24 protein-coding genes are annotated in these 26,956 nt (G+C 66.8%); 18 read left to right on the top strand and 6 right to left on the bottom strand.

Annotated features, from left to right (window positions below; translation table 11 throughout):
- The first annotated feature begins 98 nt into the window (after positions 1 to 98).
- From rsmD to ACIPRS_RS03695, 6 genes are all read left to right on the top strand, one after another.
- Positions 99 to 743 carry a 16S rRNA (guanine(966)-N(2))-methyltransferase RsmD gene (gene rsmD / locus ACIPRS_RS03720; RefSeq protein ID WP_446537547.1) on the top strand — a complete coding sequence of 215 codons (645 nt, stop codon included), beginning with the start codon at positions 99 to 101 and terminating at the stop codon, positions 741 to 743.
- On the top strand, positions 740 to 1,249 hold the full coding sequence (coaD, locus tag ACIPRS_RS03715; RefSeq protein ID WP_192200513.1) for a pantetheine-phosphate adenylyltransferase: 510 nt from the start codon (positions 740 to 742) through the stop codon (positions 1,247 to 1,249). Before rsmD ends, coaD begins: the two co-directional genes overlap by 4 nt.
- A 46-nt stretch (positions 1,250 to 1,295) precedes the next feature.
- Positions 1,296 to 1,790, top strand: coding sequence for a hypothetical protein (locus ACIPRS_RS03710; RefSeq protein ID WP_192200514.1), 495 nt, complete (start codon positions 1,296 to 1,298; stop codon positions 1,788 to 1,790).
- A 79-nt stretch (positions 1,791 to 1,869) separates the two neighbouring features.
- Positions 1,870 to 2,118 carry a YfhL family 4Fe-4S dicluster ferredoxin gene (locus tag ACIPRS_RS03705; RefSeq protein ID WP_055940809.1) on the top strand — a complete coding sequence of 83 codons (249 nt, stop codon included), beginning with the start codon at positions 1,870 to 1,872 and terminating at the stop codon, positions 2,116 to 2,118.
- Positions 2,119 to 2,162: 44 nt separating this feature from the next.
- On the top strand, positions 2,163 to 3,911 hold the full coding sequence (gene ggt, locus ACIPRS_RS03700) for a gamma-glutamyltransferase (RefSeq protein ID WP_446538000.1): 1,749 nt from the start codon (positions 2,163 to 2,165) through the stop codon (positions 3,909 to 3,911).
- 177 nt (positions 3,912 to 4,088) lie between these two features.
- Positions 4,089 to 4,979 (top strand): MBL fold metallo-hydrolase, encoded by an 891-nt coding sequence (locus ACIPRS_RS03695; protein WP_446537546.1) that lies wholly within the window; start codon positions 4,089 to 4,091, stop codon positions 4,977 to 4,979.
- A gap of 155 nt (positions 4,980 to 5,134) precedes the next feature.
- Here the strand turns inward: ACIPRS_RS03695 and upp are convergent, their stop codons facing one another.
- Positions 5,135 to 5,767, bottom strand: a complete 633-nt coding sequence (gene upp / locus ACIPRS_RS03690) for a uracil phosphoribosyltransferase (RefSeq protein WP_337730340.1) — start codon at positions 5,765 to 5,767, stop codon at positions 5,135 to 5,137.
- A gap of 112 nt (positions 5,768 to 5,879) precedes the next feature.
- Complete coding sequence (locus tag ACIPRS_RS03685) at positions 5,880 to 8,255, bottom strand: TonB-dependent receptor plug domain-containing protein (RefSeq protein ID WP_446537545.1); 2,376 nt, start codon at positions 8,253 to 8,255, stop codon at positions 5,880 to 5,882.
- A gap of 169 nt (positions 8,256 to 8,424) precedes the next feature.
- Between ACIPRS_RS03685 and ACIPRS_RS03680 the strand changes: the two genes are divergently transcribed.
- The 3 genes from ACIPRS_RS03680 (at position 8,425) to ACIPRS_RS03670 (ending at position 11,694) form a co-directional block, all read left to right on the top strand.
- Positions 8,425 to 9,588 (top strand): phytase, encoded by a 1,164-nt coding sequence (locus ACIPRS_RS03680; protein ID WP_446537544.1) that lies wholly within the window; start codon positions 8,425 to 8,427, stop codon positions 9,586 to 9,588.
- A gap of 20 nt (positions 9,589 to 9,608) precedes the next feature.
- A complete protein-coding gene (locus ACIPRS_RS03675; protein WP_446537543.1) occupies positions 9,609 to 10,973 on the top strand; it encodes a metallophosphoesterase in 1,365 nt (454 codons plus the stop codon).
- Positions 10,974 to 11,109: 136 nt separating this feature from the next.
- A complete protein-coding gene (locus tag ACIPRS_RS03670) occupies positions 11,110 to 11,694 on the top strand; it encodes an inorganic diphosphatase (RefSeq protein WP_446537999.1) in 585 nt (194 codons plus the stop codon).
- A 111-nt stretch (positions 11,695 to 11,805) separates the two neighbouring features.
- Here the strand turns inward: ACIPRS_RS03670 and ACIPRS_RS03665 are convergent, their stop codons facing one another.
- A complete protein-coding gene (locus ACIPRS_RS03665) occupies positions 11,806 to 13,302 on the bottom strand; it encodes an aminotransferase class III-fold pyridoxal phosphate-dependent enzyme (RefSeq protein ID WP_446537542.1) in 1,497 nt (498 codons plus the stop codon).
- 120 nt (positions 13,303 to 13,422) lie between these two features.
- Here ACIPRS_RS03665 and ACIPRS_RS03660 point away from each other — a divergent pair, with 120 nt between their 5' ends.
- From ACIPRS_RS03660 to secF, 6 genes are all read left to right on the top strand, one after another.
- Positions 13,423 to 13,854, top strand: coding sequence for an Lrp/AsnC family transcriptional regulator (locus tag ACIPRS_RS03660; RefSeq protein WP_337730336.1), 432 nt, complete (start codon positions 13,423 to 13,425; stop codon positions 13,852 to 13,854).
- Positions 13,855 to 13,910: 56 nt separating this feature from the next.
- Complete coding sequence (gene queA / locus ACIPRS_RS03655; protein ID WP_446537541.1) at positions 13,911 to 14,960, top strand: tRNA preQ1(34) S-adenosylmethionine ribosyltransferase-isomerase QueA; 1,050 nt, start codon at positions 13,911 to 13,913, stop codon at positions 14,958 to 14,960.
- Positions 14,961 to 15,135: 175 nt separating this feature from the next.
- A complete protein-coding gene (gene tgt / locus ACIPRS_RS03650; protein WP_446537540.1) occupies positions 15,136 to 16,275 on the top strand; it encodes a tRNA guanosine(34) transglycosylase Tgt in 1,140 nt (379 codons plus the stop codon).
- 180 nt (positions 16,276 to 16,455) lie between these two features.
- Positions 16,456 to 16,794 (top strand): preprotein translocase subunit YajC, encoded by a 339-nt coding sequence (gene yajC, locus ACIPRS_RS03645; RefSeq protein WP_192200526.1) that lies wholly within the window; start codon positions 16,456 to 16,458, stop codon positions 16,792 to 16,794.
- Positions 16,795 to 16,896: 102 nt separating this feature from the next.
- Entirely contained in the window at positions 16,897 to 18,780 is a 1,884-nt protein-coding gene (gene secD / locus ACIPRS_RS03640) for a protein translocase subunit SecD (protein WP_446537539.1), read from the top strand.
- Positions 18,781 to 18,793: 13 nt separating this feature from the next.
- A complete protein-coding gene (gene secF / locus ACIPRS_RS03635) occupies positions 18,794 to 19,768 on the top strand; it encodes a protein translocase subunit SecF (protein ID WP_446537538.1) in 975 nt (324 codons plus the stop codon).
- 219 nt (positions 19,769 to 19,987) lie between these two features.
- Here the strand turns inward: secF and ACIPRS_RS03630 are convergent, their stop codons facing one another.
- The gene (locus ACIPRS_RS03630; RefSeq protein ID WP_446537537.1) at positions 19,988 to 20,809 is read right to left on the bottom strand and encodes an inositol monophosphatase family protein; all 822 of its coding nucleotides are present in this window, start codon (positions 20,807 to 20,809) and stop codon (positions 19,988 to 19,990) included.
- A 95-nt stretch (positions 20,810 to 20,904) separates the two neighbouring features.
- On the opposite strand from ACIPRS_RS03630, the gene ACIPRS_RS03625 reads away from it, so the two are divergent.
- From ACIPRS_RS03625 to ACIPRS_RS03615, 3 genes are read left to right on the top strand one after another with little or no spacing between them, the layout of a single operon-like run.
- Positions 20,905 to 21,711 carry an RNA methyltransferase gene (locus ACIPRS_RS03625; protein WP_446537536.1) on the top strand — a complete coding sequence of 269 codons (807 nt, stop codon included), beginning with the start codon at positions 20,905 to 20,907 and terminating at the stop codon, positions 21,709 to 21,711.
- A 50-nt stretch (positions 21,712 to 21,761) separates the two neighbouring features.
- Positions 21,762 to 22,691, top strand: coding sequence for a phosphate/phosphite/phosphonate ABC transporter substrate-binding protein (locus ACIPRS_RS03620; RefSeq protein WP_446537535.1), 930 nt, complete (start codon positions 21,762 to 21,764; stop codon positions 22,689 to 22,691).
- Entirely contained in the window at positions 22,688 to 24,808 is a 2,121-nt protein-coding gene (locus ACIPRS_RS03615; protein WP_446537534.1) for a putative bifunctional diguanylate cyclase/phosphodiesterase, read from the top strand. Before ACIPRS_RS03620 ends, ACIPRS_RS03615 begins: the two co-directional genes overlap by 4 nt.
- A 155-nt stretch (positions 24,809 to 24,963) precedes the next feature.
- Here the strand turns inward: ACIPRS_RS03615 and ACIPRS_RS03610 are convergent, their stop codons facing one another.
- Both ACIPRS_RS03610 and ACIPRS_RS03605 read right to left on the bottom strand, forming a co-directional pair.
- Positions 24,964 to 25,587: an exopolysaccharide biosynthesis protein gene (locus ACIPRS_RS03610; protein WP_192201255.1), complete on the bottom strand. Its 624-nt coding sequence runs from the start codon at positions 25,585 to 25,587 to the stop codon at positions 24,964 to 24,966.
- Position 25,588: 1 nt separating this feature from the next.
- Positions 25,589 to 26,926, bottom strand: coding sequence for a hemolysin family protein (locus tag ACIPRS_RS03605; RefSeq protein ID WP_446537533.1), 1,338 nt, complete (start codon positions 26,924 to 26,926; stop codon positions 25,589 to 25,591).
- Positions 26,927 to 26,956 lie beyond the last annotated feature (30 nt).

Below are 26,956 nucleotides of genomic sequence, written 5' to 3'. Positions count from 1 at the left end.
GCCGCTGAACGCCAGACGCGTGTTCTGACCTGCGGTCGGGGCTGAAGCCCCTCCTGCACGGGAAGTATCATGCGGGGCCTTCCGTCGCCGTCGCCCCGATGTCCCGAAGCCCCCGCCGTCCCTCCCCAGCACCTGCCTCCGCGCCGCGCGGCGCCGGCCAGGTGCGGATCATCGGTGGGCGATGGCGCGGCACGAAGCTGGCGGTGCAGGACCGTCCCGGCCTGCGGCCGAGCAGCGACCGCGTGCGCGAGACCCTGTTCAACTGGCTGATGCCGGCATTGCCGGGCGCGCGTGTGCTCGACCTGTTCGCCGGTACCGGCGTGCTGGGGCTGGAAGCGCTGTCGCGCGGCGCCACGCACGCCGTGCTGGTGGAGCGCGACCCGGGGCTGGCCGCGGCGCTGCGCGAGGCGGTGGCGAAGCTGTCCGCACCGGCCGAGGTGCACGCGGCTGACGCACTGGCGTGGCTGGGCGGCCGTGGGGGCGCCTTCGACCTGGTATTCCTGGACCCGCCCTTCGCCGATGGCCTGTGGGAGCAAGCCATCGACAGCCTGCGGAACCATCTGGCGCCGGGCGCGTGGATCTACGTCGAATCGCCCGTCGGAACAGCCCCCCGCGTGCCGGCCGGCTGGACCCTGCACCGGGAGGGCAGCAGCCGGGACGTGCGCTTCGCCGTGTACCGGACCCCCGCAGGGCAGGGCGCTGCTACACTTCGCCCCGACGATTCGCCGGCGACGACTGAATGACTGTGGCACGCAACCGGACGGCGGTTTATCCCGGCACGTTCGACCCGATCACCAATGGCCATATCGACCTGATCGACCGCGCCGCGCCGCTGTTCGAGCGGGTGATCATCGGGGTGGCGGAAAGCCCGGGCAAAGGCCCCGCGTTGCCGCTGGCGCAGCGCGTCGAGCTGGCCCGCGATGCGGTGGCCAAGCATCCGCACGTGGAAGTGCGGGGCTTCGACGGCCTGCTCGCGCACTTCGTCACGGAGGTGGGCGGCGGCGTATTGCTGCGTGGCCTGCGAGCGGTGTCCGACTTCGAATACGAGTTCCAGCTGGCCAGCATGAACCGCCACCTGATCCCGGAGGTCGAGACGTTGTTCCTGACCCCGGCCGAGCAGTACGGCTTCATCTCGTCGTCGCTGGTGCGCGAGATCGCCCGGCTCGGCGGCGACGTGTCCGGCTTCGTGCCGCCGGCCGTGGTCGCGGCGCTGAAGGCACAATGGCAAAAGCAAAGACAGGGCGCCTGAGCGCGCCGCGATTCCGACAACAGATCCAACAGGAGGGGGAACACCCATGAAGAACATCGCAACCCGCATGCTGCTCACCGCCTGCCTCGTGCTGCCGTTCGCGGCGTGCAAGAAGCAGGAAGAAGCGCCGGCCCAGCCGGCCGAAGTCGCGCTGGTCGCCCCGACCACGACCGAAGACGGTGCGTGGAAGGAGTACCTGAGCAAGGTGGTCGACGCCAACATGGGCACGATCACCAACACGCCTTACGTGTACTACCTGCCGGCCGAGACCGATCCGGAGTTCGAGGCCAAGTACGGCCGCCAGCTGGAACAGGCCAAGGGCGCCGTGGCGCGTGGCGTGACCAGCGGCAACCTGATCGCGTTCGGTTCGCCGTCCAGCGTCAAGATCGCCGACCTGGCCGTGGCCGCGTTCGAAGGCGTGGAAGCCGACACCTTCAAGGGCGTGCGCATCCTCTTCATCGGCAAGGCGGAGGACAGCGAGCGCGTGAAGGCGGCCGTGGCCCCGAGCAGCGCCGAGTACGTGTTCGTCGAAGCCAAGTGACCTTTCCAGGCGTGGCCGCTCCGGCGGCCACGCCCTGGTGAAAAGGTCATCCCCGCTGTCGCGGGAATGACGAAAGAACATGTCCCTCAAGATCAACGAACTCTGCGTCAACTGCGATGTCTGCGAGCCGGCCTGTCCCAACCAGGCCATCTCGATGGGCGAGACGATCTATGTGATCGATCCGGCGCGCTGTACCGAATGCGTCGGCCATCATGACGAACCGCAATGTGTCGTCGTGTGCCCCGTAGAGTGCATCGATCCCGATCCGGCGTATCCTGAGACCCACGAAGCACTGTTGGCGAAGATGCTCCGGCTGCAGGCCGGCTGATCCGCCACACGGCAGCGCTCCGTGCCGGTTATCGTCCAGGAGAGATCGTGATCCAGCGTCGTCTGTTCGCCCTGTTGTTGTTCGTTGCGTTCGTGCCGGCCGCACTGGCTGCCGATGCTGTCCGTCCCGCCGCCTCGCCGCATCCGCCCGGTGTCGCCATCGCCAGCGCGCACGCGCTTGCCACGCAGGCCGGCCTTGATGTCATCGCGCAGGGTGGCAATGCCTTCGACGCCGCCATCGCGGTGTCGTCGACGCTGTCGGTGGTTGAGCCGATCAGTTCCGGGCTGGGCGGTGGCGGCTTCTTCCTGTTGCATGACGGCAAGACCGGCAAGCAGACCTTCGTGGATGCGCGCGAGACCGCACCCGCCGCGGCCACGCCTGACAAGTACCTGTTGCCCAATGGGGAGTTCAACCGCGACCGTGCCGAGAACGGTCCCTGGGCGGCGGGTATTCCCGGCCTGCCGGCGGCCTTCGTCCATCTGGCCGAGAGGTACGGCAAGCTGCCCCTGGCGACCTCGCTGAAGCCTGCGATCCGCGTGGCCCGCGACGGTTTCCCGGTGTACGCGCGGATGGCGCGGGGCTATCAGGCACGCCGCGACGTGATGGAACGGTACAAGGGCACGCGTTCGGTGTTCCTCGCCAATGGCCAGCCGATCAAGGAAGGCGACACGTTCAGGCAGCCGGACCTGGCGCGCACGCTGGAACGCCTGGCCGCGCAGGGCTTCGACGGCTTCTACCGCGGCGAGACCGCGAAGCTGCTGCTGGCCGGGGTGAAGGCCGAAGGTGGCCAGTGGACGGCGAAGGAACTGGCCGGCTACACCGTGCGTGAGCGCGAGCCGTTGACCTTCAAGTACAACGACTGGCAGGTGACCACCGCGCCGCCGCCATCGTCCGGTGGCGTGGCATTGGCGCAGATGCTGCAGATCCTCGATGCCTACGATCTACGCAGCCTGGACGAGGCGCAACGCACGCACCTGATCGTGGAGGCGATGCGTCGTGCGTTCCGCGACCGCACCTTCTACCTGGGCGATCCGGACTTCGTCGAAATTCCGCTGAAGACGCTGACCAACCCGTACTACGCCGCCGGCCTGCGCGCGACGATCAATCCGCAGAAAGCAACGCCCAGCGACCAGCTCTCCGGCCAGCAGACCCCGCTGGAAGACGAGGAAACCACGCACTTCTCGATCATCGATGCCGAAGGCAACCGCGTTGCCGGCACGCAGACGGTGAACCTGCTGTATGGCTCGGGCCTGGTGCCGCCGGGAACGGGCGTGCTGCTGAACAACGAGATGGATGATTTCGCGCTCAAGCCCGGCACGCCGAATGCGTTCGGCGTGATGGGCTATGAAGCCAATGCGCCCCAGGCAGGAAAGCGCATGCTCAGCTCGATGACGCCCACTTTCATGGAGTCGCCGGAAAAAGTGGCGGTGCTCGGTACACCCGGCGGCAGCCGCATCATCACCATGGTGCTGCTGGGCGTGCTGGGCTACGACGCGGGCCTGGATGCGCAGCCGGTCGCCGCGTTGCCGCGCTTCCACCACCAGTGGATGCCGGATCTCATCGAGATGGAGACCAACGCGCTGAGTCCTGCGTCGCAACAGAAGCTGGAAGCCATGGGTCACAAATTCAAGGTGCCCGGCAACAGTGCGCAGGGTGGTCGCGGTTCGAGCCATGTGTGGGGCAACTTGCAGACGGTGGAGTGGGACAAGGCGGCCAACGTGTTGAGTGGCGGCAGCGATCCGCGCAATCCGGTGGGCGCGGCGAAGGTGGTGGAATCCGCTGCGAAGCCCTGAAAGGGCTTGGCCCCTCTGTAGGAGCGACGTGAGTCGCGACCGCTGCTTCGAGGCCCCGGCCCCGGCGCGTCGGGCGACTGTCTGAACGGCACGCGCCACTCGTCACGTGTCTGCAAGCCTTGCGGTCGCGACTTACGTCGCTCCTACAGGGAGCAAATCGGGGCGTAGAATCGCCGCATGAAACTTTGGTCGCTGCTGGGCAATTCCCAGAAACTCGATGGCGGCGCGATGTTCGGCAACGCGCCGCGCGCCATGTGGGAGAAGTGGTCACCGCCCGATGCGGAGAACCGCATCGAGCTGGCGTGCCGCGCGCTGCTGGCGCAGCCGCTGAACGGCAAGACGGTGTTGTTCGAGACCGGGATCGGGGCCTTCTTCGAGCCGAAGATGCGCGTGCGCTTCGGCGTGCAGGAAGAGCGTCACGTGCTGCTGGATTCGCTCCGCGACGCCGGTTTCTCGCACGAGGACATCGACGTGGTGGTGCTCAGCCACCTGCACTTCGATCATGCCGGCGGCCTGCTGGCGCCGTGGCAGGACGGTCATGCGCAGGAACTGTTGTTCCCCAACGCCACCTTCGTGGTCGGTGCCGAGCACTGGCAGCGCGCACTGAAGCCGCATCCGCGTGATCGCGCCAGCTTCATCCCGGACCTGCAGCCATTGCTGGAAGCCAGTGGTCGGCTGGAACTCGTTTCCGGCGAGTATTCCGTGGCGCTCGGCGACACCGTCCGCTTCAGCTTCAGCGATGGCCATACGCCGGGCCTGATGCTGGCCGAGATCGTCGGTCCGGAGCGCATGGACGATCAGCCCCATGGTGGCGTGGTGTTCTGCGCCGACCTGATTCCCGGCCGGTCCTGGGTACACGTGCCCATCACCATGGGTTACGACCGCAACGCCGAGCTGCTGATCGATGAGAAGCGCGCCTTCCTGGAAGACAAGCTGGTCCGCAACGTCCGCCTGTTCTTCACCCACGACCCGGGCTGCGCCCTGGCGCAGGTGACTCGCGACGAGAAGGGCAAGTTCGGCACCGCGCATGAAGTCCCGGAGTTGCACGCGCGGATGCTGGTGGCTTGAGATTTGAGCCCCTCTCCAGCGGGAGAAGGGTGAGGGTGTGGCGGAGTCCGTGATGGTTCGAATGTCGCTAACTTCGCCGTACCCTCGTCCGCCCCCGTATCAAGTACGGGGCAGGCTTTGCTGGCGCCTTTTCCCGATGGGAGAAGGGAGTTGCGTTACCCCACCCGCGTCCCAAAAATACGATCCCCCGCGTCTCCCAAGCCCGGCAGGATGTAGCCCTTGTCATTGAGGCGCTCGTCGATGGCGGCGGTGTAGACGTCCACGTCGGGGTGGGCCGCTTCCAGTGCCTTGAGCCCTTCTGGCGCGGCCACCAGGAAGATGCCCTTGATCCGCTTCGCGCCCGCCCGCTTCAGCATGTCGATGGTGGCGATCAGCGTGCCGCCGGTGGCCAGCATCGGGTCCAGGATCAGCGCGTCGCGTTCTTCCAGCCGTCCGGTCAGCTTCTCGAAGTAGGGCACGGGCTGCAGTGTCTCCTCGTCGCGCTGCAGGCCGACCACGCTGACGCGCGCGGTGGGGATCAGCGCCAGCACGCCGGGCAGCATGCCCAGGCCGGCGCGCAGGATGGGCACCAGGGTGATCTTCGCCCCGGCGATCTTCTTCACCTGCACCGGACCTGCCCAGCCCGCCATGGTCTCGGTGGTCAGTTCCAGATCGGCCGTGGCCTCATAGGCCAGCAGCGTGCCCAGCTCGGTCACCAGTTCGCGGAAATCCTTGGTGTTGAGACCGGCGTTCCGCAGCAGGCCGATCTTGTGCTGGACGAGGGGGTGGCGGACTTCTACGGTCTTCATGGCGGGGCAGGGCAGCAGGAGAAGCTGGAAGTCTGCATCAAACCCGCTGGTCCCACAAAGCGGAAAGCCGGCATACGCCGGCTTTCCGCATGGACCGTGGCGATGCCGCCGATCAGAACGCCCAGCGCATGACCAATTGGTAGCTCGGCCCGGCCTCTTCGGTTTCCAGTTCGTATTCGTCGTAGTCGCGGTCGATCTGGTCCTGCAGGGTGTTGAACTTGTCGAAGTACTCGTCCTTGCTGGCATCCAGCAGGTTGTTGGCGCTCAGGCGCACGGAGACATTCGTGCCGAAGCGCTTCTCGACGAACACGTCCAGTTCGCCGCCGTAGCGGATGAGGGCTTCCTCTCCCAGCACGCGAGCGTAGGCGTCGCCCTGCTTGCGATAGGTGGCGCCGAAGCTTGCGCCCCACGCCGGGATGTCATGGATGAAGCCGATGTTGTAGACGGACTTGGCCTGGTCGTTGAAGCGGCGTTCGCCCAGGAAGTCGTCCACCTTGGACTTCACCCACGAATAGTTGGCGAAGATGCCGGTGTTCTCCAGGCCGATCGCCGACAGCGGCGTGGACACATCGAACTCGAAGCCGTAGACCTTGCCGTCACCGACATTGGACGAGGTGTACAGCCAGCTTTCCGCCGGTTCCTGCGCCATCGCATCGGCCAGGTCGACGGCGTCGCCGTCCTCGATCATCTCTTCCCAGGTGTCCTGCATCTCTTCGCTGGGCTCGCCGGTGTTGACGATCTCGATGAGATCCTTGACGTCGCGATAGAAGAAATTCAGGCCGACCACGCCCTTGCGGCCAAGGCGGTGTTCGAAACCGAGGTCCAGTCCGTTGGCGGTTTCCGGATCCAGTTCCGGGTTGCCGATGTAGTCGTTGTCGCCGAACTCGCCGTCCAGCAGGGCCGGCAGCAACTCGTTGAAGTTGGGACGCTTGATGGTCCTGGCCAGCGACAGGCTGACGCGGTCCGCGTCTCCCAGGTTCCAGCGCAGGTTCACTGACGGAAGCAGCTCGTTGTAGTCCTTGCTGACGCGACCTTCGCTTTCATCGTCCTCGAGGTACTCCACCTCGGACTTGGTGGTCTCGTAACGCAGGCCGGCTTCCCACGAGAAGGCATCGCCCTTGCCGCTGAGCATGATGTACGGATCCAGCCGCTTTTCTTCGATCACCGAGGCCACGCTGCCGTCCAGCGCGTAATCGGCCAGGGACGCCGGGGTCTCGTCCTCATCCTCGGCCTCCCACTCGTAGCTCACGAGCAGGCCTTCGCGCTTCTTGGTGCGGTAGTCCACGCCGAACTCCAGTTCGGCGCCGCCCAGCGGACGCGCGTGGGTCAGGCGGAAGCCGGTCTCGGAATCCTTTGCGGTCACGGATTCGGCTTCGTAGACGGTTTCGTCCCACTCTGCATCCGCAGGGATGCTCCAGGTGTCGTCCCAGTTCTCCGCGCCGCTCACGTAGACGTGTTCGCCTTCCGTGGTGGCCTGCGAGTTCTCGAAACGGGCGTAGTCAACGCTCACGGCGGTGGTGCCGCCTGCCATGTCGAACTTGTACTCGGCGCCGATGCCGTAGTTCTTCTGGTCGTACGGGTCACGGCCGGGTACGCGCAGGTTGACGGTCTCGTCGTCGTCCAGTTCCTCCTCGAACGACACTTCGGTGACGTCGCGATCGGTCTTGACGTAGAAGCCATCGATGCTGAAGCGGCCGGTCTCGCCGACGTCGGCGGTGTAGGACAGGTTGGCCGAGTAGTCGCGGCCGTCCTTCACCTCGGTCTGGTCTTCCCAGCTGACCTTCTCCTCCTGGGTGTTGTCGGTGAAGCGGTCGGAGCGCTTGGTCTTGGCGCGATACCGGTCCTGCACGTTGATGCCCGCCAACAGGCGGCCCCCGAGCGCCTCGAACGATGTCACGGCACCGAAGGTCGGGTTGACCTCGCCATCGTCCCAGCGATTCACGCCGACACGGATGTAGCTACCGGTGAATTCGTACGCGTCGCGCAGCACGATGTTGATCGCGCCGGCCATCGCATCGCCGCTGCGGTTTGCGCTGGCGCTGCGCTTGATCTCGATGTGGTCCACCATCTCCGCCGGGATGCGGTCGACGTAGAACGAGCGGTCGTCGCCGGCACCCGGCACCTTCTTCCCGTTGATCAGCACCTGGGTATAGCCGCCGCCCAGGCCACGCAGCTGCACGCCGTCGTATTCCATGATGTCCGATCCGACGAAGCCGACGCCGGGCACACGCTTGAGCATATCGCCGACGGTGTTCGGCTCGAAGCGCTGGAAGTACTCCAGGTCGTAGACCAGAGTGGGCGCGATGTCATCTGTGCGGTCGCGGTAGGCGATTTCGCCTTGCACCACCACGGTGTCCAGTTGCTTGGGGTCGCCCGCGGCACCGGCATCCGGCGCTTGGTTCTGGGCAGTGGCGGCGAAGCTGGCCGGCAGCAGGGCAGCGCAGAACAGCACCTGCGAGAGCGAGGCGGCCAAGGCATTGCGTTTCATCGTGTGTCGTCCCCGTGACGAAAGTAAACGGCACTTTGTAAGCACGTCACATGGCGGCAACATGACACGCAGGTTCCCGTCGCATGACAGGTATCCGCGTGTCGTCCGTTGACACGAAAGCGTCACGAAGCCTGCGTAGAACATGACCGTTTGTTGACGCCGTCATGTCATGGGGAAACCAGTGAAACCACGCCTTGCCTTGCTTGCCGTTCCGCTCCTGATCGCCGCATGCGGCGGAAAGCCCGCCACGCCGGCCGCATCTTCTGCGGAAACCAGTGCGCAGGTGCGCGAGAAGGAGCCCGACGAGAACGTCGAGAAGGACCCGCTGCTCGGCGAAGCGAAGGTCGCGCACGTCGTCGTGCCGGAAGCTTTCATCACGGCGGCGACGCCCGCCGAGAACGTCGATTCGCCGGCCAGCTGGCGCGCGGGAGACGGTACACGCTGGCTGATCGCCACCGCCAAGGACACGCACCGCCTGGTCGTCTACGACGGAAGCACCGGCAAGCAACTGCGCACGGTCTCCGGTCCGGGCAGCGAGCTGGGCCAGATGCAGCGGCCGAACGGGATCGCGGTGATCGACGACCTCGTGCTGGTGGTCGAGCGCGACAACCGGCGCGTGCAGGTCTTCCAGTTGCCCGACTTCAAGCCGCTGCTCGTTTTCGGCGCGGAAGACCTGAAGCAGCCGTACGGCCTGTGGGTGCGCCCGCAGAAGGATGCTTACGAGGTGATCGTCAGCGACAACTACATGTCGCCGCAGAACGAAGACGCGCCGCCACCGCTGGCCGAGCTGGGCCAGCGCTTCAAGCGTTACCACCTGCAGCGCGTGGAAGGCGGCTGGAAGGCCAACCTGGCCGGCACGTTCGGCGACACGGGCGAGAAGGGCGCGATCCGCATCGCGGAGTCCGTGTTCGGCGATGCGGCGAACGACCGTCTGCTGCTGGCGGAAGAGGATGTCGCCGTCGGCACGCGCCTGCGCGAGTACGGGCTGGATGGCACCTATCGCGGCCGCGACATCGGCGCGGACCTGTTCAAGGCGCAAGCCGAGGGCATGGCGCTGGCGCAGTGCACGGGCGGCGCCGGCTACTGGATCGCCACCGATCAGTTCAAGGACCGCAGCGTGTTCCACGTGTTCGATCGCACGACGCTGGCGTACAAGGGTGCATTCGCCGGCAACAAGACCGCGAACACCGACGGCGTATGGCTGGACCAGAGCGCCGACGCACGCTTCCCGCAGGGCGCGTTCTACGCCGTCGACGACGACCAGGCGGTGGCGGCGTTCGACTGGCGCGACATCGCCAAGGCGCTATCGCTGCCGGAGTGCCGCGCCGAATGAAGCGGGCAGGGGATGCGGGGATGAAGTGGGTGCTGGCCGTGCTGTTGCTGGGGAACTGCGCGGCGACGCTCGCGCAGGCAGCGACGACGCGTCAGCCCGAACCGAACACACGCGTGCCGAAGGGCGTGGTGCGCTATGCACCCAGCGGGTTCCCGGATCGCATCGTGGTATCGCCCGCGCAGGACGCGGCCAACGGTTTCTCGGTCGCGTGGCGCACGGATGCGCGTGTCAGCGCGCCGCAGCTGGAGATCGTTGTCGCGGGCGATTCGCCCGACATGGGTGAGCCACGCCGGATCACCGCGACCAGTATCCCACTGAAGACCGAGAACGGCGATGCGCACCATCATCGCGCGGACGTCGACGGCTTGCAGGCCGACACGCTGTACGCCTGGCGCGTGCAGGGCGACCGCACCTGGAGCGCCTGGCACCACACCCGCACGGCCGCGACGACGGGCTCGCCGCTGACGCTGCTGTACTTCGGCGATACCCAGAACAAGAACGTCAGCCTGACCACGCGGGTCGTGCGCGAAGCGATGCGGGCGGCGCCGGATGCGCGCCTGGCCCTGTTCGCCGGGGACCTGGTCAGCGGCGGCGATGGCGAAGACGACAACGAGTGGGGCGAGTGGTTCGAAGCGAACGAAGTGCTGCCGACCTCGCTGGTGGTCGCGCCGGCGCCGGGCAACCACGAGTACTTCGAGGAGTTCGAGGACATGCCGCAGGAACGCCGCGTACTGGGCGCCCACTGGCCGGTGACGTTCGCGCTGCCGGGCAACGGCGTGGCGCAGGCGAAGCGCACGACCTACTGGTTCGACTACCAGGACGTGCGCGTGGTGGTGATCGACGGTACGTCGGCACTGGATCTCGGGACAGCGAAGACGCAGGCGGCATGGCTGGATGGCGTCCTTGCCAGCAATCCGAAGCGCTGGAGCATCGTGCTGACGCACCAGCCGTTCTTCTCCCCGCGCGAAGGCCGCGACAACGTGCTGCTGCGCCAGCACCTGCTGCCGGTGATCCGCAAACGCAAGGTCGACCTGGTGCTGCAGGGACACGATCACGTCTACGGTCGCCTGAAGAACGAAGCGCCGACGCCGGTGTTCGTCGTGTCCGTCACCGGCGCCAAGCAGTACCGGCTCTCCGACGAGGCACGCAAGACGATGCGGCCCGTCGCCGAGGACACCCAGCTTTTCCAGGTGCTGCGCTTCGACGGTCCGCGCCTGCGCTACGAGGCGCGCACGGCGACGGGCCGCCTCTACGATGCCTTCGATCTCGTCGATGGTGGGGTGGCGGGCAAGCAGCTTGTCGAGCACGCGGAAGGCCGCATCGAAGAACGTACGTGCATCCGCGCAGAGACCCTGAAGGGCCGCGCCGACCGGTGCTGGGAATGATGCGACTCATGTAGGAGGGGCTGACCAGCCGTTCGGCTGTTGAAAGCCAGCCCCGACTGCCGAGTTTTTCCGAATCCATTCTGTCGGGGCTGAAGCCCCTCCTACAACGAGGCCTGCCATGCGTCGTGTCTGTCTGATGTTCCTGCTCGCCCTTTGCGCGGGGAACGCCCTCGCGCGCGAAGCCCACATCCGCCATCCGTTCCTCGCCCAGCAGCCCAAGGCCGCGCCGGAGGAAGTGCTTTTGGCCGTGGAGATTCCCGCGGGCAGTTTCACCAAGTACGAGATCAACGACGAAGGGCTGGTCTTCGTGGACCGCTTCCAGTCGATGCCGGTGGCGTATCCCGCCAACTACGGTTCGATGCCGCGCACGCTGGCCGGCGACGGCGATCCACTGGACGCGCTGGTGCTGACGCGCGAGCCGCTGCATCCGGGCGTGCTGGTGAAGTTCCGGCCGATCGGCGTGCTGCGCATGCTCGACGACGGCAAGCACGACGAGAAGATCATCGGCGTACCCACCGACAAGGTCGACCCGACCTACGCCGGCATCCGCGACCTGGCCGACCTGCCAGAGATCGAACGCCAGCGCATCGAGGCGTTCTTCCGCATCTACAAGGACCTGCCGAAGGGTCGCAATCCGGTGCAGCTCAATGGCTACGGCGATGCGAAGGAGGCGAAAGCGTTGATCCGGGCATCGCTGGAGCGCTTCAGCGCACAACCGTAGGGTGGGCCCTGGCCCACCGTTGATCCGACATGTGGATGGTGGGCCAAGGCCCACCCTACGAAAGAAAAAGGCGAGCCGAGGCTCGCCTTCTCTTTGGGGTCCGCTTTCCGATCAGGCCGCTGCGGCCTGGCTGATGCGCGGGCCCTCGCGCAGCGCCTTGCCCACCATGCCGACCAGCAGGTCGAGTTCCTCGCCGTCGATGGCGAAGTGCGGGGTGAAGCGCAGCGAGTTGGCGCCGCCGTGGATGACGTTGAGGCCCTGCTGGCGCAGCCATTCCTCGGTGGAGCCGGCGCCGTAGCACTTGAAGGCAGGCGACAGTTCGCACGAGAACAGCAGGCCGGTGCCCTGCACGTTGGTGATCAGGCCGCCGAGTTCCACCTGCAGCTGCTGCAGCTTCTGCACGGCTTCGAGGCCGCGCTTGCGGATGTTCTCGCGCACCTGTGGGGTCAGCTGGGCCAGGGTGGCGCAGGCCACGTCGAGCGCGCGCGGATTGGTGGTCATGGTGTTGCCGTACACGCCCTTGCGGTACAGGCCGGCGGCGCGCTCGTTCACGGCGAGCACGGACAGCGGGTACTGCGCGGCGTTCAGCGCCTTGGAGTAGGTCTCCATGTCCGGCGCATCCAGACCTTCGAAGCCGGGGTAGTCGACGATGGACAGCACGCCGTGTGCGCGCAGGCCGGCCTGGATCGAATCCACCAGGAACAGGCTGCCGTGGCTGCGGGTCAGCTCGCGCGCAGCGGCGTAGAACGCCGGCGGCACCGAGCGGCCCGGGTCGCCTTCGCCCATCACCGGCTCCAGGAACACGGCTTCGACAAACCAGCCCTTGGCCTCCGCATCGGCGAACGCCTGCTTCAGTGCGTCCACGTCGTACGGCGGGATGGCGATGACCGAATCCTCGCCGCGGTAGCTGGCCAGGTGCTGCTGGTAGGACTTGCGCGAGGAATCCGAATACAGCGCCGGGCGTTCGGTGCGGCCGTGGAAGCTGCCCTTCACCACGATGCGCTTGATGGTGCGGCCGGCGTGGCGGCCGTCCGGATCGGTCATCAGCTTGCTGTTGATGTCGGCGATGCGCGCGGCCAGGCCGACGGACTCGGAGCCGGAGTTCAGGCACAGGAACTTCGCGAACGGGCAGCCGCCGCGGGTGTGGCCGATCTCCTTGCGCAGGGCGCGGTCGAAGCGCAGCTGCGACAGGCTGGGGGTCATGATGTTGGCCATCACCTGCGGGCGCGCCATCGCGTCCAGCACGGCGGCCGGTGTGTGGCCGAAGCCGAGCATGCCGTAGCCGCCGGCGTCGTACAGCACCGCGCCATTGAGGGTGACGACCCACGGGCCGCGCGCGGCGAGCGCGATGTAGGGGTTGATGGCGTCTTCGGCGTAGAAGTTGACGTAGCCGGCCTGCACGGCGCGCAGCTGCTCGGCCTCATCCAGGTCGAACAGTTCGGCGAACTCGTCCTTCAGGCGGGCATGTTCGGCTGCGGCCGCTTCGATGACGGCGGTCAGGTCCGGATGGGTCTTTGCCAGGCGCTCGATGGCGGCATCGTCTAGGCCGTGGGTCAGGCGCTGGCCCTGGTGGGCGCGGAGCGGGGCGAGGTGGTCGATCAGGGCCATGGAAATCCTCCGGCAGCAAGCGGCAAACCGTTATTATCGGGAATAATTCGTCATTTGACAGTTGTGAACTGCGCTGATTTAGAGGATATTTCGTCGATTCGACGAAACTCAAGCTGCCGCATGAAACTCACCGACGCCGACCAGCAACTGCTCTCAATGCTCCGTGAGAACGCACGGGCCTCTACCGCCCAGATCGCGCGCCGGCTGAACCTGTCACGGACCACGGTGCAGAGCCGCATCGAGCGGCTGGAGCGCGAAGGCGTGATCAGCGGCTACACCGTGCGCGTGCACGATGAGTACGACCGCAGCCACCTGCGCGCGCACATCATGATTGCCGTGCACCCCAAGCAGATGACCTCGGTGGTCGCCTCCCTGAGGGCGATGCCGGAACTGCGGGTGCTGCATTCGGTCAGCGGCAGCCACGACCTGATCGCCATCGGCGCGGTGCCGACCGTGGGCGACATGGACCTGCTGACCGACCGCATCGGCGCGCTCGAAGGCGTGGAGCGCACCACCTCGTCGATCGTGCTGTCGACCAAGTTCGAGCGCTGACGGCAGGGCGTCCGGGTCCGCTCACGTACAATGCACGCCCCCGCAAGGCCCCAACCGTGAAGAAGTCCGATTTCCACTTCGACCTGCCCGATGCGCTGATCGCGCAGGCGCCGCTGGCCGAGCGTTCCGCGAGCCGGCTGCTCGTGGTGCCGCCGGGTGACGTGCCGTTCGCCGATCGCCATGTGCGCGACCTGCCGGAATGGGTACAGCCCGGCGATCTGCTGGTGTTCAACGACACCCGCGTGATTCCCGCGCGCCTGTTCGGGCAGAAGGAAAGCGGCGGGCGCGTGGAAATCCTGATCGAGCGCCTGCTGCCGGACAACGCCGCGCGTGCGCAGATCGGCGCCAGCAAATCGCCCAAGCCGGGCAGCCGCATCCAGTTGGACGCCGGTGGCGAGGCGGACGTGGTGGGTCGTGACGGCGAGTTCTACCAGTTGCGCTTCCAGGTGCCGGATTCGCTGGAAAGCTGGCTGCTGTCGGCCGGGCGGCTGCCGTTGCCGCCCTACATCCAGCGCGATCCCGGCAAGGACGACGACGAGCGCTATCAGACGGTCTTTGCGCAGGAACTGGGCGCAGTGGCGGCACCGACCGCTGGCCTGCATTTCGATGATGCGCTGCTGTCCGCGCTGCGCGAGCGTGGGGTGGAATTCGGCCACGTGACGCTGCATGTGGGCGCGGGCACCTTCCAGCCGGTGCGCGTGGACAACATCCACGAGCATCGCATGCACAGCGAGTGGCTCAATGTCGGCCCGGCGCTGGTCGAACAGGTGCGCGCGGCGCGTGCCCGGGGCGGGCGCGTCATTGCCGTGGGCACCACTGTCGTGCGCGCGCTGGAGTCGGCGACACGCCGTACGGAAGCCGGCGACGCCGAACTGCAGCCGTTCGCGGGCGAGACGCAGATCTTCATCTTCCCCGGCTACCGCATCCGCAGCGTGGACGCGATGGTCACCAACTTCCACCTGCCGGAGAGCACGCTGTTGATGCTGGTCAGCGCGTTCGCCGGCAAGGAGCGGGTATTCGCCGCCTACGCCCATGCGGTGCGCGAGCAATACCGGTTCTTTTCGTATGGAGACGCGATGCTGTTGTTCCCGGAGGACGCCAGATGAGTCGTGCTCATGCCGCGTCAGAAATCGTGCCGTCATTCCGGCGAACGCCGGGCTTTCAACCGCCGAATGACGGGTCAACCATTTTCATTCTGGCTTCCGACCGCAACACCAACAGCAAAATAGATTCCGGCTTCCGCCGGAATGACGGAGATCGGGCGCGCGGCATGGTGTCCGCATGAGCCGTATGTCCTTCGACCTGCTCACCACCGATGGTGCCGCCCGCCGCGGCCGCGTGACTTTCCCGCGCGGCACGATCGAGACGCCGGCCTTCATGCCGGTGGGCACCTACGGGTCGGTGAAGGGCATCCTGCCCGAACACGTGGAGGACCTGGGCGCCGAGATCATCCTCGGCAACACCTTCCATCTGTACCTGCGGCCGGGGCTGGACGTGATCGGCGCGCATGGCGGCCTGCACGGGTTCGCCCGCTGGAACAAGCCGATCCTCACCGACTCCGGCGGTTTCCAGGTGTTCTCGCTGGCGCACCGGCGCAAGATCACCGAGCAGGGCGTGACGTTCGCGTCGCCGGTGGATGGCAGCAAGGTGTTCCTCGGCCCCGAGGAGAGCATGAACATCCAGCGTGTGCTGGGTTCGGACATCGTGATGATCTTCGACGAGTGCCCGCCGGTGAACGTGGATGGCAAGCCGGTGGACCCGCGCGTCATCGAGCGATCGATGGAGCTGTCGCTGCGCTGGGCGGAGCGCTCGAAGCGCGCGCACGAAGGCAACGACGCGGCGCTGTTCGGCATCGTGCAGGGCGGCGTGCACCACGACCTGCGTTCGCGCTCGGCGGACGGCCTGAAGGCGATCGGCTTCGACGGCTACGCGATCGGCGGCCTCGCGGTCGGCGAGACCGAGCAGGAACGCAACACGACGCTCGAACACACCTGCCCGCAGTTGCCGGAGGACCAGCCGCGCTATCTGATGGGCGTGGGCCGGCCGGAAGACCTGGTGGAAGCGGTGGCACGCGGCGTGGACATGTTCGACTGCGTCATGCCGACCCGCAACGCACGCAATGGCCACTACTTCACCGCGTTCGGCACGGTCCGCATCCGCAACGCCAAGTACGAGCACGATCTGCAGCCGATCGAACCGGGGTGCGGCTGCTATGCCTGCCGCAACGGGTTCACCCGCAGCTACCTGCGCCACCTGGACCGCTGCAACGAAATGCTGGCCCCCATGCTGGGCACGCTGCACAACCTCTGGTACTACCAGCAGGTGATGGCGCAGATGCGTGCGGCCATTGCGGAAGGCCGGTTTTCGGATTTCCGGGCCGCCTTCTACGCGGCCCGGGGCGCGGAACCCATGCCCCTGTAGGAGGCGAGGGCACCGCTGGCGGCTCCATGGCGCCCCGGCGCGGGGCGGTTTTCGCCCTCGGCCGGGAACCATCCGGCGCCGCCGCGGTCTTTTCCGGTCCGGGCCAGCGGGTAGCCCGGGCGGCCCCCTGCCGCGCATGGCATAATCCCCGGCTGCTTTTAATACTGAATGGACAAGTCCATGAATCTGCTTGATTTCTTCATTGCCCCCGCGTTCGCGCAGGCCGCGCCGGCCCCGCAGGGCATGGGCGGCTTCGGCCTGCTGATGCCGATCGCCCTGATCGCCGTCATGTACTTCCTGATGATCCGCCCGCAGATGAAGCGCGCGAAGGAACACCGCTCGATGCTGGACAAGCTGTCCAAGGGCGACGAGGTCATCACGTCCGGCGGCATCGCCGGCACCGTCACCGACATCGGCGACAACTTCGTCACCCTGGAAGTGGCCGACAACGTGCGCGTGCGCGTGCAGAAGGCCGCCGTGGGCAACGTGCTGCCGAAGGGCACGCTGAAGTCCGCCTGATCCGCCTCCTCCGCCCTGCCGTGCATGCGGCAGGACGGATTCCCGCTGTTTCCGAACCATTGCTGAGCGCGTGCCCGGGAAGGGCCTGCGCGGGTCGCCACGATGCTTGAATTCCCTCGCTGGAAATACGTCCTGATCCTGATCGTCGTGTTGGCGAGCGCACTGTATGCGCTGCCCAACCTGTATCCGCAGGATCCCTCCGTGCAGATCACCGCCAATCGCGGTTTCGCCATCGACGCCGCGCTGCGCAGCCGCGTGGATGCCGCGTTGAAGGATGCGGGCGTGCAGGCCAAGGAGGTCGATACCGAGGCCGCCAGCATGCTCGTGCGCCTGCTCAGCCTGGAGGCACAGACCACGGCCAACGACGCGTTGCGCGAGGCGCTGGGCCAGGACTACCTGGTCGCGCTGAGCCTGGCTTCCACCGTGCCGGACTGGTTGGGCAATGTCGGTGCGCGTCCGATGGTGCAGGGCCTGGACCTGCAGGGCGGCGTGCACTTCGTGCTCCAGGTCGACCAGAAGGCGGCGCTGGACAAGCGCGTCGACGGCTATCTGGAAGACACCCGCGTCACCCTGCGCGACAAGCGCGTCCGCTACACGGCGGTCGAACGTCGCCCCGACAACAGCATCGTGGTGACGCTGGCAGATGGCGAAGACGTTGCCGCCGCGCAGCAGGCGCTGGCGCAGACCCTGAGCTCACGCGGCAACACGGGCGGCACGCTGGCCACGGGTTCGGGCCTGACCTACCAGGCCGCCGGCAACCAGATCACCATCGGCCTGCCGCAGGCGGAGCTGGAGCAGATCGCCAGCGAAGCGATCGAGCAGAACCTGACCACGCTGCGCAACCGCATCAACGAGATCGGCGTGTCCGAACCCATCATCCAGCGCCAGGGCAACGACCGCGTGGTCGTGCAGCTGCCCGGCGTGCAGGATACGGCCGAGGCCAAGCGCCTGATCGGCGCGACCGCGACGCTGGAATTCCGCGCCGTGGTGGAAGGCAATGCCGCCGACGCTGTGGCCAGCGGCCGCATCCCGCCGGAGGCCAAGGTCTACCAGCTGCGCGACAACGCCGGTCCGGTGCTGTTGAACAAGCGCGTGCTGGCGTCCGGTGACGAAATGGTCAACGCCCGCGTGGGCGTGGACAACAACGGCCTGCCGGCCGTGGACGTGACCCTCAACAACATCGCCGGCCAGCGCATGTTCGACTACACCAGCGCCAACGTGGGCAAGCTGATGTCGGTGGTGTACATCGAACGCGTGCCGACCGTGACCATGGTCGACGGCAAGGAAGTGCGCAGCGTTCGCGTGCGCGAGGAAGCGCTGGCGCCGACCCGCATCGCCGGCGTGTTCGGCAAGAATTTCCAGACCACCGGCCTGGAGAAGACCGAGGCCGACAACCTGGCCAAGCTGCTGCGCGCCGGCTCGCTGGCCGCGCCGATGGACTTCATCGAGGAGCGCGTGGTCGGCCCCAGCCTGGGCGCCGAGAACGTCGCCCGCGGTACCAAGGCGGTGGTGTTCTCCTTCGTGTTCGCGCTGGCGTTCTTCCTGGTGTACTACCGCATGTTCGGCCTGATCACCTGCATCGCGCTACTGCTCAACCTGGTGATGGTGGTGGCGGTGATGTCGCTGTTCGGTGCCACCATGACGCTGCCCGGCTTCGCCGGCCTGGCGCTGACCATCGGCATGTCGGTGGACGCCAACGTGCTGATCAACGAACGCATACGCGAGGAGTTGCGGGCGGGCGTGCCACCTCAGGCCGCCATCGCGACCGGTTACGACAAGGCGTCGGGCACCATCTTCGACTCCAACATGACCGCGCTGCTGGCGGGCGTGGCGCTGTATGCCTTCGGCACCGGCCCGCTCAAGGGCTTCGCCGTGACGATGGTCATCGGCATCCTGACGTCCGTGTTCACCGCGGTCACCGTGTCGCGCGGCATCGCCACCCTGATCTACGGCGGCCGCCGCAAGATCAAGTCCATCGCCATCTGACGGGAGACAGAAGATGAGCCTTTTCCCGTTGCGGCTGATCCCGCACACCACCAACTTCAACTTCATGCGCGTGCGCTGGGTGTCCATCGGCATCGCCGCGCTGCTGGTAATCGCCGCGATCGGCGCCATCGCGTTCAAGAGCTTCAACTTCGCGCTGGATTTCACCGGTGGCACGGTGGTCGAACTGCGCTTCCAGACCCCGCCCAACGTGGACAGCGTGCGCGAGCGCCTGGAAGCCGGCGGTTACGGCAGCGCCCAGGTGCAGACGTTCGGTACCGGCAGCGACCTGCTGGTGCGCCTGCAGCCGCGCGAGGACGCCGGCACGGCGGCCGGCGCCGAAGCCAGCGACCGCACCGCGCAGGATGTGCTGCGCCTGGCTTCCAGTGAAGGCAATACGGCGACGGTGATGCGCAGCGAGTTCGTCGGCCCGCAGGTCGGCAAGGAACTCGCGCTCAACGGCCTGTACACGCTGCTGTTCGTGGTGGTGGGTTTCCTGATCTACATCGCCGTGCGCTTCGAGTGGAAGTTCGCCGTCTCCGCCATCGTCACGACCCTGGCGGACGTGCTGATCGTGGCCGGCTTCTTCGCCTTCAGCGGCATCGAGTTCGACCTGACCATCCTGGCCGGCCTGCTGTCGGTGATGGGCTTCTCGATCAACGACAAGATCGTGGTGTTCGACCGTGTGCGCGAGAATTTCCGCAACCTGCGCGCCGAGCCGATGGAGATCCTGAACCGTTCGATCAACCAGACGCTGTCGCGCACGATCATCACCTCGTTCGTCGCGTTCCTGACCGTGTTCGCGCTGTACCTGTATGGCGGCGGTTCGCTGGAAGGCATGGCGCTGTCGCAGATGATCGGCATAGTGCTGGGTACCATCTCGTCGATCTTCGTGGCCTGTCCGCTGCTGACCATCGGCTTCCTGACGGTCACCAAGCAGGACCTGATGCCCAAGGCCAAGGACGAGGCGCTGCTGGCGCGTCGTCCGTAAGCAGCGCGGTTTCCCAAAGAAAAAGGCCGCGCATTGCGCGGCCTTTTTCGTGGCGTTGTCTTGTGTAGGAGCGACGTCAGTCGCGACCGCACGGCTGGACCATCGGATGGATCGGTGAGACGCGACCGGCTGGGATCGGCGCGTGTAGCGGGTGTCCCTGAGGCCCTGGATGCGCAGTCGCGACTTACGTCGCTCCTACGACAGCCCGCCCATCGGGCGTCACGCGTTGAATGCCGCCGCGTAACCCGACGACACGATGGTCTTCTGCAGCGCTTCGGCGACCTTGAGGTTGCCGGCCACGATCTGGCGGGGGAGGGCGGTGCGGCCGTCGATCTTGCCCAGGGCGGCGCCACGGAAGTCGCAGACCTTGCCGCCGGCTTCGCGGACCAGCAGCACGCCGGCGGCGATGTCCCAGTCCTTCACGCCGGCTTCGAAGTAGGCATCGGCACGACCACAGGCAACGTAGGCCAGGTCGAGCGCGGCCGAGCCGGTGCGACGGATGTCCTCGGCGTGCACCAGCAGTTCGCGGACGCACTCCAGCTGGGCGCCGGCACGGGTACGTTCGCGCGGCGGGAAGCCGGTGGTGATGACGGTGCCGGCCAGTTCCTTGCGGTCGGCCACGCGGATGCGACGCTCGTTGAGCTGCGCGCCGGCGCCGCGGCTGGCGGTGAACAGGTCGTTGCGCAGCGGGTCGAAGATCACCGCGTCGGTCGGCTCGCCGTTGTCCACCAGGGCGATGGACACGCAGTAGTGCGGGAAGCCGCGCAGGTAGTTGCTGGTGCCGTCCAGCGGGTCGATCACGAAGGTGTAGCGGCCGTTGATCTGGGCGCCGCTTTCCTCGCCCACGAACCCGTAGTCCGGATAGGCGCGGCGCAGTTCCTTGATGATGACCTTCTCGGCATCGGCGTCCACTTCGCTCGCGTAGTCCATCCGCTCCTTCTGCACCACGTTCAGCGCATCCAGCTTGTTGATGCTGCGCAACAGCACGTTGCCTGCCAGGCGGGCTGCCTTGGTCATGACGGTGACGACGGGCTTCTGCATGCGAACGAACCTCGGACAGGCGTGGGGTGGGGCGAACAAGTGGAAAAGAGCAGCACGGCGCGGAGACCGGCCCGCGCAGTTTACCATTTGCCCCCATGAACACGCCCGTTTCCTTCACCGATCCCGTTTCCCTGGCCGCCTCCGCCCGCCTGCGCGTCGTGCTGGTGGGCACCCAGCACCCCGGCAACATCGGCGCGGCCGCCCGCGCGCTGAAGACCATGGGCCTGGCGCGGCTGGTGCTGGTGGCGCCCGAGAACTACCCCGCGGAAGAGGCGTACCGGCGCGCGGCCGGGGCGGACGACCTGCTGGCCGATGCCACCGTGGTCGCCACGCTGGCCGACGCCGTGGCCGACTGCCAGCTGGTGCTCGGCTGCACCGCCCGCAGCCGTCGCGTGCAACTGGAAGAACATGCGCCACGGCAGGCGGCTGCCCTCGCGGTCGGGCGTGCCGCGACGGGTGGCGAGGTGGCCCTGGTGTTCGGCCGGGAGCGCACCGGGCTGAGCAACGAGGAACTGCAGCTCTGCCATGCGGCGGTGCACATCCCGGCCAATCCCGAGTACAGCTCGCTCAACCTGGCCGCGGCCGTGCAGGTCCTGGCCTACGAGCTGAGGCTCGCGCTGCTGGAGCGCACGCAGGTGGCGGATGCCGTGGTCGTGCCGCCCGATGAAGCGCCCGCCAGCCACGCGCACATGGAGGGCTTCTTCCTCCAGTTGGGCGAGACGCTGGATGCGATCGATTTCCACAAGGGGCGCACGCCGGATTCGGCCATGCGCAAGCTGCGGCGGCTGTTCAACAAGGCCGATCTGAACGAGCAGGAGGTACGCCTGCTGCGGGGCATCCTGGCCGATGCGCAGCGCATGGCCCGGCTGGCGGGCAGTGGTGGCGCCGGATCACTGTCTTAAGGTCACGTTTTCCGCTAGGCTGCCGCCATCGTTTCGGCGGGCGCCTATCGTTGCGTACAACCTGGTTCAGCCTGGCGCTGGCCGCGATCGGCGCAGCACTGCTACCCGCAAGCGTCGCGCCGGCCAGCGCCGCCGGTGACGAACGCGTCCTGGTTCTGGGACGCATCAGCGACGACCCGAAGGCCCACTACGAGCAGCTCAAGCCGCTGCTCGACTACGTGGTGCCGCGGATGCGTGACGTGGGCATCACCGAAGGTCGCATCCTGATGGCGCGGGATACCCAGCAGATGACCAGCTACCTGCGTCGTGGCCGGGTGGACTGGGTCACCGAGACGGCCGGCACCGGCATGCGGCTGCAGGAGCGTGCAGGTGCGCGCCCGATGCTGCTGACCGAACGCGGGGGCGTGAGCCGCTACCACGGCGTGTTCTTCGTCCGCCGCGACAGCGGGCTGGAGCGGCTGGCCGATCTCAAGGGCCGTACGGTGGCCTTCCAGAACACCGCCTCGACCAGCGCCTATTTCGCACCCTCCGTGGCCCTGCTGGATGCAGGCCAGCGGATGGAGATCCTGCTCTCGCCGATGGACCGCCCCTCTGCGGATTCGGTGGGCTATGTCTTCGCGCGCTCAGAGCTCAATATCGCGGCCTGGGTGCACAAGCGCCTGGTCGATGCGGGCGTGGTCAGCAACCTCGACTGGGACGATGTGCGGCGCATGCCGCCGGGCTTCCGGCGCGACTTCCGCGTGATCCACGAAACCCAGGATTTCCCGCGCGCACTCGAGATGGTGCGCGGCGACCTCGACCCTGCGGTGGAAGCACGCCTGCGCGAGGTGCTGCTGGAGGCGGCGAACGATCCCGCTGCCCGCGACGCGCTCAACGTCTTTTTCCGCACCACCCGGTTCCTGCCGGTGGATCCGGCATCGCAGCAGGCGCTGGACAACCTGCGCCGTGGCGTCGCCCGCGTCAGGGAGCAGGTGGAGTGAAGGCGCTGCGCTTCGGCCTGCAGGCGCGCTTCCTGGCCGCGATGGCGATCATGCTGGTCGTGGTCATCGCCCTGCTCGCGACGCTGCTGCACCGCCAGAAGGTGATGCAGCAGGAAGTCGCCGACCTCGGGCGCGACGCCATGCACGGCATGGTCGAGGACAGCCTGCGCCGGCATGGCGAGGCCACGGTGGACCAGCTTGGGGATGCACTGGCCAATCCGCTGTACTACTTCGACCTGGACGCGATCGGCAGCATCGTGCGTTCGGCGCAGAAAGAACCGGACGTGAGCTACGTGCTGGTGTACGACAACCAGGGCAGGATCATCCACGACGGAACGGCGGACATCGCCGTCTACGGACAGACGATGACCGACCCGCTGGCCTATGAGGCCGTCAACGCCCGCAGCATGCACACGCAGTGGTCGGCGCAGATCGTGGACGTGTCCGAACCCATCATGATCGGCAGCGAACGCATCGGCGGGGTACGCGTCGGTTACTCGGTCGCCTCCGTGCGGGCGTACGAGGAGAAGGCCATCGCGGCCGCGCGGGCCCGCCTCAACGAACTCGGCGCGCGCCACCTCGGCTGGATCGCCTTGCTGCTGGCCGCGCTGGTCGCTGCCTGCGTGGCGATCATGCTGTACGTGCAGCGCACGCTGATCCGGCCGGTCCGGCAACTGGCGCGTGCGGCGCACGACATCGAAGTGGGTAACTACAACGGCGAGCGCATGGCCAGCGAACGCCAGGACGAAGTCGGCGAACTGGTGCGTGCATTCGGCACCATGAGCGACAGCATCGCGCGGCATGACCGCGACGTGCGCCGCATGGCGTACACCGACTCGCTGACCGGGCTGACCAACCGGCTGGCGTTCCGCGAAAGCCTGGACCACCGCCTGATGATGCTGCGCGGCGCGGGCCGCCAGCTGGCGTTGCTGTTCGCCGACATCGACGACTTCAAGCGCGTCAACGACACGCTGGGCCATGAGGCCGGCGACGAAGTGCTGCAGCAGTTCGCGCACCGCATACGCGATGCGGTGGACCTGATGGGCGGGGATGACGCGTTGCTGGCGCGCTTCGGCGGCGACGAGTTCGTCATCCTGATCCAGGACGGCGATGTGCGCAGCAGCGCCACGCGTCTGGCGGAGAAACTGGTGGCCGAACTGGGCCGTCCCATCGTGGTGCAGGACCGCCAGGTTTTCCTGGGCACGTCCATCGGCATCACCCTGTTCCCGGAAGATGCATCCGGTGCGACCGCCCTGATGAAGAACGGCGACATCGCGATGTACCAGGCCAAGGTGGCAGGCAAGAACTGCTACCGCTTCTACAGCCGCGCGATGGACCAGGCCGTGGAGCGTCGCGTGCGGATGGAGCAGGAACTGCGCGGCGCGTGGGAGCGTGGCGAACTGAGCCTGATGTACCAGCCGGTGTTCCGCATGGCCGACAGCCGCATCGTCGGCGCGGAGGCGCTGCTGCGCTGGCAGCACCCGGAGCTGGGCATGGTGGCGCCATCGGTCTTCATCGACGTGGCCGAGCAGAGTGGGCTGATCGAGAGCATCGGTCCGCGCGTCCTGCGGGCCGCCTGCGCGGCCGCCGCGCGCTGGGGTACCGATCGCGATGCGCTGGATCCGCTGTTCGTCTCGGTCAACGTGTCGCCGCGCCAACTGCGCAGCGGCGACCTGCCGGACGTCGTGGCCGAGTGCCTGCGCGATACCGGACTGGCGGCATCGCGGTTGCACCTCGAGCTCACCGAGACCGCCGTCATCAGCGACGAGGCACACGCCAGCGCGCTGCTGGCCACGTTGCATCGCACCGGCGTGAAAGTCTGGCTGGACGATTTCGGTACCGGTTTTTCCGGCCTGAGCCATCTGCGCCGCGTGCCGGTGGACGGCGTGAAGATCGACCGCAGCTTCATCGCCGACATGCTGCGCGACCCCGACGACCTTGCGCTGACCACGGCCATCATCGCGATGGCGCATTCGCTCGGCATCACCGTGGTAGCGGAGGGCGTGGAGAAGGAAGGCCAGTTCAACCTGCTGCGCGAGCGCGGCTGCGACCTGGCGCAGGGCTACTGGCTGGGGTACCCCGTCACCGCAGCCGAATTCGCGCAACTCGTGGCTTGAAAGAGGGCGCTGTTGCAGGAGCGACGTGAGTCGCGGCCGTGCGCCATGACATGACGCGCTGATGCGTTGCCCGACCTTCGCGGCGCGCTCTTTTTTCTAAGACAGTTTGATTGCTCCGGTCGCGACTTACGTCGCTCCTACAGAAGCAGGCAGCGTCAGAACCAGCGCGCGAACAGCTGTGTCAGCGATTCGACCAGGTTGCCGGACAGGAAGCCGAAGACCACGATGGCGATGCCGCCCGCCACCCACGCCACCAGCAGCAGCGCACCATCGCGTTCCAGCAGTGCCAGTGCGAACAGCAGCAGCAGGATGCCGAACACGTAGTTGGTGAACGGGATCGGCAGTGCGAGCAGCAGGCCCAACAGGATCAGCAGCAGGCCGGTGAAGCTGAGCGCGATGCGGTTGTCCAGGAACGCGGCCATGCGCGGGCGTACCAGTTTCTCCAGACGGCGCAGCCAGGGTGCCATGCGTTGGCGGAAACGCATCATCGCGCTGCGATGCGGGCCGCGGCGGGCCAGGAACTGCGGCAACCACAGCTTGCGCATGCCCAGCAGCAGTTGCGCACCCACCAGGATCACCATCGGGCCACCGATGGCGCCGCCCACGCCCGGGACCGGGATGAAGGCGGGGAGCACGCCGAGGAACAGCAGCATGCCGAAGGCGGCCGGGCCGAAGTCCTTCAACAGGTCGCCCAGGCGCAGCACATCGTCGGGATCGCCGGTGGCGAAGCCGTCGAGCAGCGTCACCGTGCTCGTGTGGGGTGTCGCATCGGGGCTCATGTCAGACGGCCAGGTCTTCGCCGTCGGTTTCCGGCAGCTTCTGCAGCAGCAGCTTGTCGATGCGGGCGCCGTCCAGGTCCACGACCTCGAAACGCCAGCCCGCCCAGTCCAGCCGTTCGCCGACATGCGGGATGCGGCCGAAGCGTTCGATCATCATGCCGGCCAGGGTGTTGTATTCGTCGTCGTCCGGCAACGCCACGCCGCCGAGCAGCTCACGCAGGTCATCGTTCGGCAGCGAGCCATCCACCAGCAGCGAACCATCGTCGCGCACCACCACCAAGGGCGCATCCTCGGTGTTCTCGCTGGCCTGCAGGCGGCCGACCACGGCACCCATCAGGTCGCTCTGGGTGACCAGACCCTGGATCTCGCCGTATTCGTCCACGACCAGCGCCAGCGACTGCTGCTCTTCTCGAAAGATCTCCAGCAACTTCATCGCATGGGTTGATTCTGAGACGAACAGCGGCTCGCGCAGCTTGATGAAAAGATCGGGCTTGTCGATACCGAAACGGTCCAGCAGCGACTTCACTTCCAGCACGCCGATAACGTCCTGATCGTTGCTGCGATACACGGGGAAACGCGAGAACGCGGACTCGTGCATCGTCTGCAGGTTCTCCTCGTAAGATGCTGACGCATCCAGCCAGGTGATCTTCTTGCGCGGCGTCATCAGGCTGTCGGCGGTGCGGTCGCCGAGGCGCAGTACGCGGTTCATCATGTTGCGCTCGTCGACGTCGATCACGCCGGCCTCGTGACCTTCGGACACCAGCATGCGGATTTCTTCCTCGCTGATGGTGGAGACCTGGTCCTTGCCCAGACCCAGCAGGCGCAACACCAGGCGGGTGCTGTGGGAGAGCAGCCAGACAAAGGGGAAGGCGGCTTTCGCCAGCCAGCCCATCGGCACCGCGACGACACCGGCAATCGTTTCCGGCGCCGTGATCGCAAGACGCTTGGGTACCAGTTCGCCGAAGATCAATGTGAGGAACGTGATCAAGGCGACGGCAAGCGTCTTGCCGATCAGCTCCGACCAGGGTTGTGGCTCACCCACAAGGGTGAAACTGGCCGCCAGTGATGGAAATACGCCCTGTAGCCGGTCGGCGATGGCCATGCCGATGGCTTCGCCACCGAACAGGCCGGTCAGCACGCCGATCAGCGTGATGCCGATCTGCACCGTGGACAGGAAGTTCTCGGGCTTCTCGGACAGGTCCAGCGCGCGCTGGGCGCGGTGGCTGGTCTGCGCCATCTGTTTGAGGCGACTCTTGCGCGAGGTCATGACCGACATCTCGGACATGGCGAAGAAGCCGTTCAGCAGGACCAAGGCGAATACGACGAGCAGCTCAAGCACGGCAACCTCCGTTCAGGGCGGGGAGGGCCG

This window comes from Pseudoxanthomonas sp. LARHCG66, from assembly GCF_052871755.1.
This window is presented reverse-complemented; position numbering and strand designations above follow the sequence as displayed.